The sequence below is a fragment of the Streptomyces sp. NPDC037401 genome (assembly GCF_055602345.1).
Genome location: NZ_JBVJWO010000001.1, coordinates 1 through 16,104, shown reverse-complemented (window position 1 = coordinate 16,104; position 16,104 = coordinate 1). Strand labels below are relative to the sequence as shown.

The 16,104-nt window shown below is 70.6% G+C and carries 14 protein-coding genes; 11 read left to right on the top strand and 3 right to left on the bottom strand.

Annotated features, from left to right (window positions below; translation table 11 throughout):
* Position 1 precedes the first annotated feature (1 nt).
* Complete coding sequence (locus ACZ7H1_RS00070) at positions 2–835, bottom strand: M55 family metallopeptidase (protein ID WP_470782334.1); 834 nt, start codon at positions 833–835, stop codon at positions 2–4.
* Between the two features lie 262 nt (positions 836–1,097).
* Positions 1,098–1,541, bottom strand: a complete 444-nt coding sequence (locus ACZ7H1_RS00065; RefSeq protein ID WP_470782332.1) for an SRPBCC family protein — start codon at positions 1,539–1,541, stop codon at positions 1,098–1,100.
* Between the two features lie 245 nt (positions 1,542–1,786).
* Here ACZ7H1_RS00065 and ACZ7H1_RS00060 point away from each other — a divergent pair, with 245 nt between their 5' ends.
* Entirely contained in the window at positions 1,787–3,370 is a 1,584-nt protein-coding gene (locus tag ACZ7H1_RS00060) for an alpha/beta hydrolase (RefSeq protein WP_470782331.1), read from the top strand.
* Positions 3,371–3,411: 41 nt separating this feature from the next.
* Complete coding sequence (locus tag ACZ7H1_RS00055) at positions 3,412–3,816, top strand: RidA family protein (RefSeq protein WP_470782330.1); 405 nt, start codon at positions 3,412–3,414, stop codon at positions 3,814–3,816.
* A 27-nt stretch (positions 3,817–3,843) separates the two neighbouring features.
* Here the strand turns inward: ACZ7H1_RS00055 and ACZ7H1_RS00050 are convergent, their stop codons facing one another.
* The gene (locus tag ACZ7H1_RS00050; protein ID WP_470782328.1) at positions 3,844–4,434 is read right to left on the bottom strand and encodes an adenylosuccinate lyase; all 591 of its coding nucleotides are present in this window, start codon (positions 4,432–4,434) and stop codon (positions 3,844–3,846) included.
* A 491-nt stretch (positions 4,435–4,925) separates the two neighbouring features.
* Here ACZ7H1_RS00050 and ACZ7H1_RS00045 point away from each other — a divergent pair, with 491 nt between their 5' ends.
* The 9 genes from ACZ7H1_RS00045 to pssA all read left to right on the top strand — a co-directional run bounded on the left by ACZ7H1_RS00045 (position 4,926) and on the right by pssA (position 15,966).
* Positions 4,926–6,725, top strand: coding sequence for a 3-hydroxyacyl-CoA dehydrogenase family protein (locus tag ACZ7H1_RS00045; protein ID WP_470782327.1), 1,800 nt, complete (start codon positions 4,926–4,928; stop codon positions 6,723–6,725).
* Positions 6,726–6,876: 151 nt separating this feature from the next.
* A complete protein-coding gene (locus ACZ7H1_RS00040) occupies positions 6,877–7,698 on the top strand; it encodes a TetR family transcriptional regulator (protein WP_470782326.1) in 822 nt (273 codons plus the stop codon).
* 446 nt (positions 7,699–8,144) lie between these two features.
* Entirely contained in the window at positions 8,145–9,482 is a 1,338-nt protein-coding gene (ccrA, locus tag ACZ7H1_RS00035) for a crotonyl-CoA carboxylase/reductase (RefSeq protein ID WP_470782325.1), read from the top strand.
* A gap of 31 nt (positions 9,483–9,513) precedes the next feature.
* Positions 9,514–11,574: a protein meaA gene (locus ACZ7H1_RS00030; protein ID WP_470782324.1), complete on the top strand. Its 2,061-nt coding sequence runs from the start codon at positions 9,514–9,516 to the stop codon at positions 11,572–11,574.
* Entirely contained in the window at positions 11,571–12,545 is a 975-nt protein-coding gene (locus ACZ7H1_RS00025; protein ID WP_030027416.1) for an HpcH/HpaI aldolase/citrate lyase family protein, read from the top strand. Before ACZ7H1_RS00030 ends, ACZ7H1_RS00025 begins: the two co-directional genes overlap by 4 nt.
* A 4-nt stretch (positions 12,546–12,549) precedes the next feature.
* Positions 12,550–13,062 carry a MaoC family dehydratase gene (locus ACZ7H1_RS00020; protein ID WP_470782323.1) on the top strand — a complete coding sequence of 171 codons (513 nt, stop codon included), beginning with the start codon at positions 12,550–12,552 and terminating at the stop codon, positions 13,060–13,062.
* Between the two features lie 2 nt (positions 13,063–13,064).
* Entirely contained in the window at positions 13,065–14,270 is a 1,206-nt protein-coding gene (locus tag ACZ7H1_RS00015; RefSeq protein ID WP_470782322.1) for an acyl-CoA dehydrogenase family protein, read from the top strand.
* 186 nt (positions 14,271–14,456) lie between these two features.
* Positions 14,457–15,113, top strand: coding sequence for a phosphatidylserine decarboxylase (locus tag ACZ7H1_RS00010; protein ID WP_470782320.1), 657 nt, complete (start codon positions 14,457–14,459; stop codon positions 15,111–15,113).
* The gene (gene pssA, locus ACZ7H1_RS00005; RefSeq protein WP_470782319.1) at positions 15,100–15,966 is read left to right on the top strand and encodes a CDP-diacylglycerol--serine O-phosphatidyltransferase; all 867 of its coding nucleotides are present in this window, start codon (positions 15,100–15,102) and stop codon (positions 15,964–15,966) included. The genes ACZ7H1_RS00010 and pssA overlap by 14 nt, the downstream gene beginning before the upstream one ends.
* The last annotated feature ends 138 nt before the right edge of the window (positions 15,967–16,104 follow it).

Below are 16,104 nucleotides of genomic sequence, written 5' to 3'. Positions count from 1 at the left end.
GTCAGCCATACTGCTCCTCCACGGCCGCGGAGACGATCGTCGTGACCGCCTTGAAGGTGCGAATCCCCTCGTACATCGTCCCGCTGGTGTACGCGACCCGCCGCTCCCCGGTGCGCTCGACCCCGGGAACGACCGTGGCCGCGGCGGACAGGTGCTCGGCGTCGAATTCGAGTACGACGCTGAACGGGCCCCCGTGCACCGGCTCGTGACGGACGGCGAGGCCCGCGGCCTCCTTGGCGGCGGCACGGATCTCGGTGGCGGTACGGGCGGGCGGGCGGCACACCGCGGCGTAGCGGGACACGTGGTCCTTGACGGCGACCGTGCGGGCGTGCGGCGCGTATCCGCGGGCGTCGGCGCAGGTCAGGTCGTCTCCGGTGACGAGGACCACCGGGACGCCGTACTCGGCGACGACATGGGAGTTGAGCAGGCCCTCGCTTGCGCGGGTGCCGTTGACCCAGACGCCGGTGATGGAGTTCGCGAGGTAGGTGTGGGCGAGCACGCCCTCGGTGCCGGCCCCGGTGTGGTAGCCGACGAAGGCGATGCCGTCGACGTCGCCGTGCTGGACGCCCTCGACCATGGAGAGGGACTTGTGGCGGCCGGTGAGCATCTCGACGCGCTCGTCGAGGCGCTCCAGCAGCAGGTTGCGCATGGTCCAGTGGGCTTCGTTGACCAGCACCTCGTCGGCACCGCCGTCGAAGAAGCCGAGGGCGGCGGCGTTGACGTCGGAGGTGAACATCGACCGGCAGCGCTCCCACTGCGCCGTGCCCGGGAGCACGTCGGCGGGCCAGGTCACCCCCGTGGCGCCCTCCATGTCGGCGGAGATGAGGATCTTCATCGGGCCCCCGTTCGGTGCGCGGACGAGCTGCCCGCCGCAGCGGCAGCTCCCTCACCCTAGGCGGTGACCTGCCGCGGGGAGGGGCATTGCGGGCGCGTCGCCGGGGGCAATGCGGGCGCAGGGCGCGGGGGCGTGCGCCCCCGGCGGACCGGGCGGACCGGCGGGCGGTTGCGTCACGTGCCGCGGCCCGCCCGGGCGCCGGACGGCCCGCGGGCCCCGGCGGCCCGGGCGGGCCGCACAATCCACTCGATCCGGTGAAGGATCACTTCTCCAGTTCGGCGGCCAGATTGGCCAGCAGGGCGTCGTAGATGCGCCCGAGTCCCTTGGGGGCGAAGGTCTTCTCGAAGAAGCCGCCGATGCCGCCGGCGCCGTTCCAGACGGTGGAGACCACGGCGCGGGAGCGGCCCTCGCCGGCCGGGGTGACCGTCCAGGTGGTCACCATCGAGGAGTTGCGGTCCTTCTCGACGAGCTGACCGTCGGTGGGCTCGGTGACCTCGAGCAGGCAGTCCCGGATGCGCTTGCTGGTGGCCTGGAGCTTCCAGTGGACCAGGGTGCCCTCGCCGTCGCCGCCCTCGCGCACCTCGTACTCGCTGAAGTGCTCGGGGAGCACCTTGGAGCGGGTGCCGCTGTAGTCCGCGAGCGCGTCGAAGACGGTCTCCGCGTCGGCCGCGATGATCCGCTCAGTGGTGGCCTCGACCTGCGCCATACCTGTTCCTCCAGCACTTGTGAACGCTCGACTTCGGGGGTCGGCGGCAAGCCAACCATCTCCGGCACGGGGTCCCAAATCCGGGGGCCGGTACGCGGCTGCGCGAGCGGGCGGACCCGCAGGGGCCGCAGGGCGCTCCGGAGTACTGAAGCATCATCAAATCGGGCCAATGGTCCCCACAATTCCCCCCTTCTGCGGATCATTTCCGGGACGATTCCGGCCAGACCCAGCGGCTGGGAGGCCTGATGAAGAAGCGCGCAGCAGTTCTGTTGTCGATCGCCACGGTGCTGGCGGGGACGGTCACGTCCGCGCCGGCCGGTGCGGCAGGTGCGGCAGGGGCGGCCGGCGCCGGCCCCGCCAGACCGGCGGTGGCGCTCGCGTGGAAGAACTGCGCGACCACCCGGTACCCGACGCTCCAGTGCGCCTCGCTGAGCGTGCCGCTGGACCACGCGCAGCCGGGCGGCCGCCGGATCTCGCTGGCGCTGTCGCGGGTCCCGCACACCGGGAAGACGTCCCAGGGCCCGCTGCTGGTCAACCCCGGCGGCCCCGGGGGCAGCGGCCGCAGCCTCGCCGGGTTCGTGGCCTCTTCGCTGCCGAAGAAGGTGGCGGAGCAGTACGACGTGATCGGCTTCGACCCCCGCGGCGTGGGCAAGAGCGAGCCGGCGCTCAACTGCGGGAAGGGCCACTTCGCGCCGGTACGGCCGGACCCGGTGCCGGCGGACTGGGCGGACGAGCAGGCGAACCTCGAACGGGTCCGCGGCTTCGCCGAGGAGTGCGCGCGGCTGCACGGGGACGTCCTGCCGTACGTCGACACGGTCAGCACGGCGCGCGACCTCGACCTGATCCGCCGGGCGCTCGGCGCACCCCGGATCAACTACTTCGGCTACTCGTACGGGACCTATCTGGGCGCGGTGTACGCGAAGCTGTTCCCGCAGCACGTGCGGCGGCTGGTGCTGGACTCCGTGGTGGACCCCTCGGGGGTCTGGTACGGGGACAACCTCGCCCAGGACCAGGCGTTCGACGCCCGCCACAAGGCCTTCCTGGCCTGGGTGGCGCGCCACGACGCGACGTACGGGCTGGGCACCGATCCGGCGCGGATCGAGGACGCCTGGTACGGGATGCGGGGGGAACTGCGGCAGGAGCCGGCGGGCGGCAAGGTCGGCCCGGCCGAGCTGGAGGACACGTACCTGCCCGGCGGCTACTACAACGGCTACTGGCCGCAGCTGGCGGAGGCCTTCGCGGCGTACGCCGTCAAGCGGGACCCGAAGCCGCTGGTGGCCGCGTTCGAGCGGTTCGGCGCGGTGGACCCGGCGGCGGGCAACAGCTACAGCGTGTACAGCGCGGTCCAGTGCCGGGACTCGGCGTGGCCGCGGGACTGGAACGTGTGGCGCCGGGACATGTGGGCGACGCACGCGAAGGCGCCCTTCATGACCTGGAACAACGCCTGGTACAACGCTCCGTGCGCGTTCTGGAAGACCGGTCCGCTGGAGACGCCGGACGTGGCGAACGACCAGCTGCCGCCGGCGCTGCTGCTCCAGGCGACGGACGATGCGGCGACGCCGTTCGAGGGCGCCGTGACGATGCGGGAGAAGCTGGCGGGTTCGGCGCTGGTGGTGGAGGAGGGCGGCGGCAACCACGGCATCTCGCTGAGCGGCAACACCTGCCTGGACCGCCATGTGACGGACTATCTGGCCTCGGGCACGCTGCCGAAGGAGGGCACCGCGGTGTGTGCGGCGCCGCCGGAGCCGAAGCCGGTACCGGCGACCCGCGCGGCCGCTCCCTCGGCGGGCGGCGCGGCGCTGCACGGTCTGCTGGGCTTCCGTCCCTGACGGGGCGCGGCGCGGCGCGGGCGGTGGGTGAGGATGTCCGCATGACTACGGATCACCTCACCCACGTGCCCGCGCCCGCGGGCGTCAGCCCGTCTCCCCAGTACAGCCACGTCGTCTGGGGAACGGGCCGGTTCGTCGCCGTCTCGGGGCAGTGCGCCTTCGACGAGGAGGGCGAGGTCGTCGGTGCCGGGGACCCGGGGGCGCAGGCACGGCAGGTGTTCGAGAACCTGCGGCGCTGCCTGGAGGCTGCGGGGGCGACCTTCGACGACGTCGTGAAGCTGACGTACTTCGTGACGGACATGGCGTACCTCCCGGCGGTCCGGGAGGCCCGGGACGCCTTCCTGACCCCCGCCCGGCTGCCGGCCTCCTCGGCGGTCCAGGTCTCGGCGCTGGTCCGCCCGGAGCTCCTGATCGAGATCGAGGCGTTCGCATTGACGCGGGCCTGAGCCCCCTGTCCGGCTCGCGCCGCCCCCTCAGGGCAGGCGGCGCAGGGAGGCCGTGGCCGCTTCGGCGAGGCGGGGGTGGGCCTGGGCGGCGGTGAGGACGTCGCGGGCGCGCGGGTCGGCCAGGTCGCCCAGGCCCTCCACGCAGGCCAGGGCCACCCGCCAGTACGGCTCGTGCGGGGACAGCAGCCGCCGGAGGGTCGCGATCAGGGCGGGCGCCGACTCGGGGGCGCGCAGGTGCGCCAGCAGCCGGACGGGCTGGAGGGCGTACGCGGTGCGCAGGCCGTTCGTCGCGAGTGCGGCCGCGGCGCGGGCGGTGCGCGGGTCGCCGAGCCGGGCCAGGGCGTACGCGGCGGCGGCGCACCGGGGCGGGTCCCGGTGGTTCAGCAGCAGGACGAGCGCCTCGAAGGCCCGGACGTCCCCGGCACACCCGAGCCGGAACGCCGCCGCCTCGCGGGCCCACAGCGGCTGCCCGGCCTCGGTGAGGGCCCCGGCCAGTTCGTCCGCGTCCGCCCCGTCCAGCAGGCGGGCGCAGCGTGCGGCCGCCGCCTGCCCCTCACGGGCGGCCTCGGCCCGTACCCGCCCGTGCAGGGCTGCCGGTTGCTCGTCTCGCTCGTCCACGCGGCCAGGGTAGGTGCGGGCGGCGGGGGCGCGGCGCAGATCACACGGATCGGGCGGGCCGGCCCCCTGGCGCTCTGGTTACTGCCGGGTTAATCTCGCCTCATCGAGTCCTCGCGGCCACTACCCGTGGCCGGGGACCGGGTACTTGAGGCGGCCTGGTGACGCAGCCGCCGCGAGTGACGTTCGGTTCGGCATTGTCCGTACGACGCGGCTCCGGGACAGAGCCAGTCGTCCATGCCACAACGCCTTCTCTCTGCATTGCGGCATCTTTCACCTGCCGTGCGTGCCGTACGTGTCGCACGCATCGCGTGTCCGTGCGCCTGAGCCCCGCTGCCCGTGCGCCCGTGTACCTCGCACTGCGTGCCTTCGCACCTCCGTGCTCCTCCGTGCCGTACCGGGCCCCTGTGCCCTCGTACGCCTCTGTGCCTTCGTGCCTTCGTGCCTTCGTGCGCCCCTCAGCCGTCACCCTCATCTTCCACTGGAGTCCCGCGATGGACCGTCAGTCCACTCCGCCCAGTCCGCTCACCACCATCGCCGTCGTCGGCCTCGGCACCATGGGCGCCGGCATCGCCGAGGTCCTCGCCCGGGCCGGCCGCGAGGTCATCGGCATCGACGTCAGCGAGGCCGCCGCCCGCCGCGCCGTCTCGGCCCTGGAGGCCGCCACCGCCCGGTCGGTGACCCGCGAGCGCCTCACGGAGCAGGAGCGGCAGGACGTGCTCTCCCGCTTCCGCACCTTCACCGACCTCCAGGCCGCGGCCCACGCCGACCTCGTGATCGAGGTGGTCCCGGAGGACTACGCGCTCAAGCAGCAGGTCTTCGCCGCGCTGGACGCCATCGTGCGGCCGGACACCATCCTGGCCACCGGCACCAACGCCCTGTCCGTGACCCGGCTGGCCGCCGAGTCGCAGCGGCCCGAGCGCGTGGTCGGCGTGCACTTCTTCAACCCGGCCCCGGCGATGAAGCTGGTCGAGATCGTCTCCTCGGTGCTCACGGCCCCGCCGGTCGTGGAGGCCGTCACCGGGCTCGCCCGCGACCTGGGCAAGGAGCCCGTCGCGGCGGGCGACCGCCCCGGTTTCGTCGCGGACGGCCTGCTCTTCGGCTACCTCAACCAGGCCGCCGCGATGTTCGAGTCGAAGTACGCCTCGCGCGAGGACATCGACGCGGCCATGCGGCTGGGCTGCGGCCTGCCGATGGGCCCGCTGGCCCTGCTCGACCTGATCGGCGTGGACACCGCGCGCACGGTCCTGGAGGCCATGTACACCGCCTCCGGGGACCGCCTGCACGCTCCCGCGCCGATCCTGGGCCACCTCGCCGAGGCGGGGCTGACAGGCCGCAAGTCGGGCCGCGGGTTCTACACGTACGACGCCCCGGGCGGCGCCACGGTGGTGCGCGACGCGCAGACCCCCCTCGGCGACACGGGTGCCGGTGCGGGCCGCACGGTGTCCTCGGTCGGCGTGGCGGGCTCCGGCACCATGGCCGGCGGCATCGCGCAGGTCTTCGCCCAGGCCGGTTACCAGGTCGTGCTGGCCGCCCGCAGCCAGGAGAAGGCGGACGCGGCCAAGGCCGTGATCGGCAAGTCGCTGGCCCGCCAGGTCGACCGCGGCCGGCTGACGGCCGAGGCGCGCGAGGAGACCCTGGCCCGGATCAGCCCGGCCGGTTCCCTGGAGGCCTTCGCCGACGTGGACCTGGCCGTGGAGGCCGTGGCCGAGGACCTGGCCGTCAAGCAGGAGCTGTTCGCGGCCCTCGACAAGATCTGCAAGCCGGGTGCGGTGCTCGCGACGACCACCTCCTCGCTGCCCGTGATCGCCTGCGCCCGCGCCACGTCGCGGCCGCAGGACGTGATCGGCATGCACTTCTTCAACCCGGCGCCGGCGATGAAGCTGGTCGAGGTGGTCCGTACGGTCCTGACGGCCGACGACGTCCACGCCACGGTCCGCGAGGTGTGCACGAAGGTCCGCAAGCACCCGGTGGACTGCGGGGACCGCGCTGGCTTCATCGTGAACGCGCTGCTGTTCCCGTACCTGAACAACGCCATCAAGATGGTCGAGGAGCACTACGCGAGCCTCGACGAGATCGACGCGGCGATGAAGCTGGGCGGCGGCTACCCGATGGGCCCGTTCGAACTGCTCGACGTGGTCGGCCTCGATGTCTCGCTGGCCATCGAGAAGGTGCTCCACAAGGAGTTCCGCGACCCGGGGCTGGCCCCCTCCGCACTGCTGGAGCACCTGGTGGCGGCGGGCTGCCTGGGCCGGAAGACCGGCCGCGGATTCCGTGAGTACGCCCGGCGCTGATCCCGGCGCCCACGAGCTGGATGCGTGGGGAGGGCTGCTCGGCTCCGCCGGACCCTCACGGCGGGGAAACCCTCCCGAGCCCAGTGCGGGCCCTCCCCCGCATCCACCCCCGCAGGCGCACCCCCCTGCTCCCATGCAGTACGTTCGCCTTATGTCCCAGTCCGCCAAGATCTCCCGTGCCGGTGCGCCCGACGCCCCGGAAACCGCCGCGGGTACCCGTGCCGCCGCCCAGCGGCTCAAGATGCGCCGCGAGCTCGCAGCTGCCGCCATGGAGCTGTTCGCGACGAAGGGGTACGAGGCGACGACGGTGGACGAGATCGCCGCGGCCGCCGGTGTGGCCCGCCGGACCTTCTTCCGCCACTTCCGCTCCAAGGAAGAGGCGATCTTCCCGGACCACGACGACACCCTGACCCGCGCCGAGGCCGTGCTCGACGCCGCTCCGGCGCACGAGCACCCGCTCGACACCGTGTGCCGCGGGATCAAGGAAGTCATGAAGATGTACGCCGCGTCGCCCGCGGTGTCCGTGGAGCGGTACCGGCTCACCCGCGAGGTGCCGACGCTGCGCGAGCGGGAGATCGCGTCGGTGGCCCGCTACGAGCGGCTGTTCACGCGCTATCTGCTGGCCCACTTCGACGAGCACGACCACCACGACGGCAACGACGACCCGCTGCTGGCCGAGGTGGCCGCGTCGGCGGTCGTGACGGCCCACAACCACGTACTGCGGCGCTGGCTGCGGGCGGGCGGCCAGGGAGACGTGGAATCGCAGCTCGACCACGCGTTCGGGATCGTGCGCAAGACCTTCGGCTCGGGGATCGGGGCGGGCCGCACGCAGGGCGCGGGCGCCGCGTCCGCCGGCGAGCCCGGGCCCGCGGCCGTGCGGACCGAGGGCGAGGTGCTGGTGGCGGTGGCCCGTACGGACGCCCCGCTGGACGAGGTCATGCGGACCATCGAGCAGGCGCTCAAGAACCGGTAGGCGCACCGCAGGAAGAGCGCACAACCGCAGAAAGCAACGTACGTCACAGTGGCCGCTCCCGTTCGGGGAGCGGCCACTGGCGTTTGTCCAGCTTGCCCCTACTCGCGGGTAACTCTGATCGATCATCGCTCATCTGCGCAGGTCAATCGGCAAATGAGAGAAAGTTTTGGCACGCAGTGCCTTGCCGAGTGACACGGGGTGCCATACGTTGAAGTCGTCCGGATGTCCCCGCGGTCCCTGTCACCACGCAGCGGAACGCGCCCCGGACGGCCTGCGTCACCAGGCCGCACGCGCGCCCATCACAGCGCCTGCCTGCACCACTCCCGCACCACCGCACCGCCGGACCGACGGCACAGCTGCACCTGCCCCGCCCCGCACCACCCGCAGACGCTCCCTCAGCACTCTCCCCAGCGTTTCCCTCGACGCTCACCGCCGGAGGCACCACCGTGAAGGACATCCTGGACGCGATCCAGTCGCAGGCCGCCACGGCCGAAGACTTCGCAGCCCTGCCGCTCCCCGACTCGTACCGCGCGATCACCGTGCACAAGGACGAGGCGGAGATGTTCGCCGGGCTCACCACCCGCGAGAAGGACCCGCGCAAGTCGCTGCACCTCGACCAGGTCCCGCTGCCCGAACTGGGCCCGGGCGAGGCCCTGGTGGCCGTGATGGCCTCGTCGGTCAACTACAACTCCGTGTGGACCTCGATCTTCGAGCCGGTGTCCACCTTCAACTTCCTGGAGCGCTACGGGCGCCTGTCGGAGCTCTCCAAGCGCCACGACCTGCCGTACCACGTCATCGGCTCCGACCTCGCGGGCGTGGTCCTGCGCACCGGCCCCGGCGTCAACGCCTGGAGGCCGGGCGACGAGGTCGTCGCGCACTGCCTCTCCGTCGAGCTGGAGTCCTCGGACGGCCACAACGACACGATGCTCGACCCCGAGCAGCGCATCTGGGGCTTCGAGACCAACTTCGGCGGCCTGGCGGAGATCGCGCTCGTCAAGTCCAACCAGCTGATGCCGAAGCCGGACCACCTCAGCTGGGAGGAGGCCGCCTCCCCCGGCCTGGTCAACTCCACCGCCTACCGCCAGCTGGTCTCCCGCAACGGCGCCGGCATGAAGCAGGGCGACAACGTCCTGATCTGGGGCGCCAGCGGCGGCCTCGGCTCGTACGCCACCCAGTTCGCGCTGGCCGGCGGAGCCAACCCGATCTGCGTGGTCTCCAGCCCCGAGAAGGCGGCCATCTGCCGCTCGATGGGCGCGGAGGCGGTCATCGACCGCAACGCCGAGGGGTACAAGTTCTGGAAGGACGAGCACACCCAGGACCCGAAGGAGTGGAAGCGCTTCGGCAAGCGCATCCGCGAGCTGACCGGCGGCGAGGACATCGACATCGTCTTCGAGCACCCCGGCCGCGAGACCTTCGGTGCGAGCGTCTACGTCACCCGCAAGGGCGGCACCATCACGACCTGCGCCTCGACCTCGGGCTACATGCACGAGTACGACAACCGCTACCTGTGGATGTCGCTCAAGCGGATCGTCGGCTCGCACTTCGCGAACTACCGCGAGGCCTGGGAGGCCAACCGCCTGATCGCCAAGGGCAAGATCCACCCCACCCTGTCGAAGGTCTACTCCCTGGAGGAGACCGGCCAGGCCGCGTACGACGTCCACCGCAACCTCCACCAGGGCAAGGTCGGCGTGCTCGCGCTGGCGCCCGAGGAGGGCCTCGGCGTGCGCGACCACGAGATGCGCGCGACGCACCTCGACGCGATCAACCGCTTCCGCAACATCTGAGACCGTTCAAGGGCCAAAGGGACAGCCTGAGATGACAGAGCGCCAGAAGGACCGTCCGTGGCTCATGCGGACGTACGCCGGCCACTCCACGGCCGAGGCGTCCAACGAGCTGTACCGCCGCAACCTCGCCAAGGGCCAGACGGGCCTGTCGGTGGCGTTCGACCTGCCCACGCAGACCGGGTACGACCCCGACCACATCCTCGCCCGCGGCGAGGTCGGCCGGGTCGGGGTCCCGGTCTCCCATCTGGGCGACATGCGGCGGCTGTTCCAGGACATCCCCCTGGAACAGATGAACACCTCGATGACGATCAACGCCACCGCCATGTGGCTGCTGGCGCTCTACCAGGTTGCCGCCGAGGAGCAGGGCGCGGACATCTCCAAGCTCCAGGGCACCACCCAGAACGACATCGTCAAGGAGTACCTCTCCCGCGGGACGCACGTCTTCCCGCCCGGGCCGAGCCTGCGCCTGACGACGGACATGATCGCGTACACGGTCAACCACATCCCGAAGTGGAACCCGATCAACATCTGCAGCTACCACCTGCAGGAGGCGGGCGCCACGCCGGTCCAGGAGATCTCGTACGCGATGTCCACGGCGATCGCCGTGCTGGACTCGGTCCGCGACTCGGGCCAGGTCCCCGCCGAGCGCTTCGGGGAGGTCGTCGCCCGCATCTCGTTCTTCGTGAACGCGGGCGTCCGCTTCATCGAGGAGATGTGCAAGATGCGCGCCTTCGGCCGCATCTGGGAAAAGGTCACCAAGGAGCGCTACGGCATCGAGGACGCGAAGCAGCGCCGCTTCCGTTACGGCGTCCAGGTCAACTCCCTGGGCCTGACCGAGGCGCAGCCGGAGAACAACGTCCAGCGCATCGTGCTGGAGATGCTCGCGGTGACCCTCTCCAAGGACGCCCGCGCCCGCGCCGTGCAGCTGCCCGCCTGGAACGAGGCCCTGGGCCTGCCCCGGCCCTGGGACCAGCAGTGGTCTCTGCGCATCCAGCAGGTCCTCGCCCACGAGAGCGACCTGCTGGAGTACGAGGACATCTTCGCCGGATCCCACGTCATCGAGGCCAAAGTCGACTCCCTGGTCGCCGACTGCCTGGCCGAGATCGACCGGATCCAGGAGATGGGCGGCGCCATGGCCGCCGTCGAGTCCGGCTACCTGAAGTCCCAGCTCGTCTCCTCGCACGCCGAGCGGCGCGCCCGGATCGAGGCCGGCGAGGACAAGATCGTCGGCGTGAACTGCTTCCAGCAGACCGAGGAGAACCCGCTCACCGCCGACCTGGACACCGCGATCATGACGGTGGACGGGGCGGTGGAGGCCACGATCGTGGAGCGGATCGGCCGCTGGCGGGCCGAGCGCGAGGAGTCCTCGGACCGGCAGGGCAACGGCGATCCGTTCGTCTTCCCGACCACCCGGCAGGCGCTCGAGCGCCTGAAGGACGCCGCGGCCGGCGACGAGAACCTGATGGAGGCCACCCTGGAGTGCGCCAGGGCGGGCGTCACCACGGGCGAGTGGGCCGGTGCGCTGCGCGAGGTCTTCGGGGAGTTCCGGGCCCCCACCGGGGTCTCCTCGGCCCCGGTGGCGGTCACCGCCGAGGCGGGCACGCCGATGGCGCTCGTCCGCGAGAAGGTGGCGCGCACGGCCGACGAGCTCGGCTCGGGCCGGCTGCGCCTGCTGGTCGGCAAGCCCGGCCTGGACGGCCACTCCAACGGTGCCGAGCAGATCGCCGTCCGGGCCCGCGACGCGGGCTTCGAGGTGGTCTACCAGGGCATCCGGCTGACGCCGGAGGAGATCTCCTCTGCGGCGCTGGCCGAGGACGTGCACTGCGTGGGACTGTCCATCCTGTCCGGCTCGCACTGCGCGCTCGTCCCGGATGTCCTCGAACGCCTCCGCAAGGCGGGGGCGGTTGACATCCCCGTCATCGTCGGAGGCATCATTCCGAACGCCGACGCCGTGACGCTCAAGGCGGCCGGAGTCGCCGCCGTCTTCACGCCGAAGGACTTCGGCATCACCGAGATCATCGGACGTATCGTCGACGAGATCCGCAAGGCCAACAAGCTCAGCCCCCTGATCAGCACGGAGGTCCCCGCATGACCACGCCAGTCCACCCGGTGAACCGCCTTCGCCCGCGTCGCTCCTGCCTCGCGGTGCCGGGTTCGAACCCGCGCTTCCTGGAGAAGGCCCAGGGTCTGCCGGCCGACCAGGTCTTCCTGGACCTCGAGGACGCCTGCGCGCCGCTGGCCAAGGAGGGCGCGCGCCACACGATCGTGGACGCGCTGAACAACGGCGACTGGACCGGCAAGACGCGGGTCGTGCGCGTCAACGACTGGACCACCCACTGGACCTACCGCGACGTCGTCACGGTCGTCGAGGGCGCGGGCCAGAACCTCGACTGCATCATGCTGCCGAAGGTGCAGGACGCCCAGCAGGTCGTCGCCCTGGACCTGCTGCTGACGCAGATCGAGAAGACCATGGGCTTCGAGGTCGGCAAGATCGGCATCGAGGCGCAGATCGAGAACGCCAAGGGCCTGGTCAACGTCGACGAGATCGCCGCCGCCTCCCCGCGGCTGGAGACGATCATCTTCGGCCCGGCCGACTTCATGGCGTCGATCAACATGAAGTCCCTGGTCGTGGGCATGCAGCCGCCCGGCTACCCGGCGGACGCGTACCACTACATCCTGATGCGGATCCTGATGGCGGCCCGCATGCACAACCTCCAGGCGATCGACGGCCCCTTCCTCCAGATCCGCGACGTGGACGCCTACCGCGAGGTCGCGGGCCGCGCCGCCGCACTGGGCTTCGACGGCAAGTGGGTCCTGCACCCCGGCCAGGTCGATGCCGCCAACGAGGTCTTCTCGCCCTCGCAGGAGGACTACGACCACGCCGAGCTGATCCTCGACGCGTACGACTGGTGCACCTCGGAGGCCGGCGGCAAGAAGGGCTCCGCGATGCTCGGCGACGAGATGATCGACGAGGCCAGCCGCAAGATGGCCCTGGTCATCGCCGGCAAGGGCCGCGCCGCGGGCATGCAGCGCACCACCAAGTTCGAGATCCCGGAGGCGTAGGGCCATGCAGTTCGGACGCACGTACGAAGAGTTCGAGGTCGGCGCTGTCTACAAGCACTGGCCCGGAAAGACCGTCACCGAGTACGACGATCATCTCTTCTGTCTGCTCACCATGAACCACCACCCGCTCCACATGGACACGAACTACGCCGAGAACACCACGGACTTCGGCAAGAACGTCGTCGTGGGCAACTACATCTACTCGCTCCTGCTCGGCATGTCCGTGCCGGACGTCTCCGGGAAGGCCATCGCCAACCTGGAGATCGAGTCGCTGCGCCACGTGGCGCCGACCTTCCACGGCGACACGATCTACGGCGAGACCACGGTCCTCGACAAGACCCCCTCGAAGTCCAAGAACGACCGCGGGATCGTCTACGTCGAGACCAAGGGCTACAAGCAGGACGGCACCCTCGTCTGCGTCTTCCGGCGCAAGGTGATGGTCCCGACCGAGACGTACATCAAGGAGCGCGGCGGCGAGCAGCCCGGCCGCCCCCAGCTGAAGGAACAGGGGAAGTAGCCATGGCACGACTCGCCCAGACCGCCGGCCTGACCGACGTTCAGCAGGAGATCCTGAAGACCGTCCGGGAGTTCGTCGACAAGGAGATCATCCCGGTCGCGACCGAGCTGGAGCACCGCGACGAGTACCCGCAGCAGATCGTCGACGGCCTCAAGGAGCTCGGCCTCTTCGGCCTGATGATCCCGGAGGAGTACGGCGGCCTGGGTGAGTCGCTGCTCACGTACGCGCTGTGCGTCGAGGAGATAGCGCGGGGCTGGATGTCCGTCTCGGGCATCATCAACACGCACTTCATCGTGGCGTACATGCTCAAGCAGCACGGCACGCAGGAGCAGAAGGACCACTTCCTCCCGCGGATGGCGCTGGGCGAGGTGCGGGGCGCGTTCTCGATGTCCGAGCCGGGTCTGGGCTCGGACGTGTCGGCCATCACGTCGAAGGCGGTCAAGGACGGCGACGAGTACGTCCTGAACGGCCAGAAGATGTGGCTGACGAACGGCGGGTCCTCGACCCTCGTGGCCGTTCTGGTGCGAAGTGACGAAGGACACCCGGAGGGCAGCGCCCCCCACAAGTCGATGACGACCTTCCTCGTCGAGAAGGAGCCGGGCTTCGGTGAGGTCCGTCCGGGCCTGACCATCCCGGGCAAGATCGACAAGATGGGCTACAAGGGCGTCGACACGACCGAACTCATCATGGACGGACTGCGCATTCCGGCCAATCGGGTACTCGGCGGGACCACCGGCCGAGGGTTTTACCAAATGATGGACGGCGTGGAGGTCGGCCGCGTGAACGTGGCGGCGCGTGGCTGCGGCGTCGCTCAGCGTGCGTTCGAACTGGGTGTCTCGTATGCCCAGCAACGTCACACTTTCGGCAAGCCGATCGCCCAGCACCAGGCCATCCAGTTCAAGCTGGCCGAGATGGCTACCAAGGTCGAGGCCGCTCATGCGATGATGGTGAACGCAGCACGCAAAAAGGACTCCGGGGAACGAAACGACCTCGAAGCAGGGATGGCGAAGTACCTGGCCTCCGAATACTGCAAGGAGGTGGTGGAGGACGCCTTCCGTATCCACGGCGGATACGGGTTCTCCAAGGAGTACGAGATCGAGCGTCTCTACCGTGAGGCGCCGATGCTGCTGATCGGCGAAGGTACGGCCGAGATCCAGAAAATGATCATTGGGCGACGCCTGCTCGAGGAGTACCGGCTCCAGGGCTGAAAGTCCCTTTTGTAGCGGAACATCCGCGGATTTTTCGCAAAAGGGTCACAGCCTGTCACTGGCTTCGGGCCACCGACTCGGCTTCTGGCTTGCCCAGTTGTTGCGCGCAACCGATAGCATTCCAGTAAAGCCGCCGTCCCGTCCCCCCGTTTGCGGCGCGGCAATCACCCGCTACGAAGGTCATCCATGCCCCACAGCCAAACCTCTGCACACCGCGACAGCCTTCTCGGTGTACGCCTCGCGCGCGGAGCATCGCCGTGGCTTCTGCCGACCGTCGCCACCGCGGCGCTCAGCCTGACCCGGGCTCGCAAGTCCGGGCGCTGGGCCGCGGCGGCCGTGCCCACCACCGCGCTCGCGGCGGGCATGCTGTGGTTCTTCCGCGACCCCGAGCGCGAGATCAGCCAGGGCCGCGTCATCTCGCCCGCCGACGGCGTGGTGCAGAGCATCATGCCGTGGAAGGACGGGCGCACCCGGGTCGCGATCTTCATGAGCCCGCTGAACGTCCACGTCAACCGCGCGCCCCTCGCGGGCACGGTGACGTCCGTGGAGCACATCCCGGGCGGGTTCGTCCCGGCGTTCAACAAGGAGAGCGAGAACAACGAGCGCGTTGTCTGGCACTTCGACACCGAGCTCGGCGACATCGAGATGGTGCAGATCGCGGGCGCGGTCGCACGGCGCATCGTCCCGTACCTGCCGGCCGGCACGAAGGTGGAGCAGGGCGAGCGGATCGGCCTGATCCGCTTCGGCTCGCGCGTCGACATCTACCTCCCCGAGGGTGTCGAGGTCGCAGTCGAGGTCGGGCAGGCCACCACGGCGGGAGTGACTCGAATTGACCGTGACTGATCCCGAGACTCATCCCAAGCCCCAGACGGGCTGGGTCCCGGAGGCCGAGGAGGAGACCGACGGCGAGGAGATGCCCCTCTCGCTGCGGCTGTCGATAGCGGACACCCTCACCCTCGGGAACGCGACCTGCGGATTCATGGCGGTGTACTTCACGACCACCGGAATCCTCATCCCGCACCTCACGGGCAGTGACGAGACGGGCATGGCGCGTCACAGTGCCGCGACCGCGGTGATACTGATGCTCCTCGCGGCGGTCTTCGACCTCTTCGACGGGCTCGTGGCGCGCAAGCTGCGCAGTTCGCCGATGGGTGCGGAGCTGGACAACCTGTCCGACCTGATCAGCTTCGGCCTGGCCCCCGCGTACTTCGTGCTCGTCTACGGCATGGTCGCCGACGACGCGCACCAGCGGGTGTCGGCGCTCGCCGCGATCGTGGTGCTCCTCGCCGTCGTGCTCAGACTCGCGAGATTCAGCTGCGTGACGATGAAGGACGGCATGTTCCAGGGCATGCCGAGCCCCTTCGGCGCGCTGACGGTCGTCTCGATCGTCCTGCTGGAGCTCCCGTTCATCCCGACGCTGCTGGCGATCATCGGGGTGGCGTGGCTGATGGTGAGCCGGGTCGAGTACCCCAAGCCGCGGGGTGTCCTCGCGGTGGCGATGCTCAGCTGGATCGTCGGTGCGATGGGCCTGCTGGCGGCCTGGGCCTTCGACGCCCCCGGCGGCGCGGCCCTGCTGCAGACCGGCTGCGCCCTGCAGATCGTGCTCGCGGCCACCATCCCGCTGTTCGCGACCACCCGGCGGGTGAACACCTTCCGGAACAACCGCCGCGAGGCCCGGGCGACCGAGCTCCGCTAGCGGACCCTTACACGAAAGGGCCCCGGGCGCCGACAGGCGGGCGGGGGACCCGCTCGTGTTCTGTCCCGGCCCCTCCGGAGGGGACCCCCGCCCCCGGGGGGATCGGGTGAGGGAGGGGGCGACTGTGTCCCGTCGGCC

What these genes read in the sequence shown, in the direction of transcription:
- ACZ7H1_RS00070 (WP_470782334.1), bottom strand. Translation starts at nt 835, where the DNA reads ATGAAGATCCTCATCTCCGCCGACATGGAGGGCGCCACGGGGGTGACC.
- ACZ7H1_RS00065 (WP_470782332.1), bottom strand. Translation starts at nt 1,541, where the DNA reads ATGGCGCAGGTCGAGGCCACCACTGAGCGGATCATCGCGGCCGACGCG.
- ACZ7H1_RS00060 (WP_470782331.1), top strand. Translation starts at nt 1,787, where the DNA reads ATGAAGAAGCGCGCAGCAGTTCTGTTGTCGATCGCCACGGTGCTGGCG.
- ACZ7H1_RS00055 (WP_470782330.1), top strand. Translation starts at nt 3,412, where the DNA reads ATGACTACGGATCACCTCACCCACGTGCCCGCGCCCGCGGGCGTCAGC.
- ACZ7H1_RS00045 (WP_470782327.1), top strand. Translation starts at nt 4,926, where the DNA reads ATGGACCGTCAGTCCACTCCGCCCAGTCCGCTCACCACCATCGCCGTC.
- ACZ7H1_RS00040 (WP_470782326.1), top strand. Translation starts at nt 6,877, where the DNA reads ATGTCCCAGTCCGCCAAGATCTCCCGTGCCGGTGCGCCCGACGCCCCG.
- ACZ7H1_RS00030 (WP_470782324.1), top strand. Translation starts at nt 9,514, where the DNA reads ATGACAGAGCGCCAGAAGGACCGTCCGTGGCTCATGCGGACGTACGCC.
- ACZ7H1_RS00025 (WP_030027416.1), top strand. Translation starts at nt 11,571, where the DNA reads ATGACCACGCCAGTCCACCCGGTGAACCGCCTTCGCCCGCGTCGCTCC.
- ACZ7H1_RS00020 (WP_470782323.1), top strand. Translation starts at nt 12,550, where the DNA reads ATGCAGTTCGGACGCACGTACGAAGAGTTCGAGGTCGGCGCTGTCTAC.
- ACZ7H1_RS00015 (WP_470782322.1), top strand. Translation starts at nt 13,065, where the DNA reads ATGGCACGACTCGCCCAGACCGCCGGCCTGACCGACGTTCAGCAGGAG.
- ACZ7H1_RS00010 (WP_470782320.1), top strand. Translation starts at nt 14,457, where the DNA reads ATGCCCCACAGCCAAACCTCTGCACACCGCGACAGCCTTCTCGGTGTA.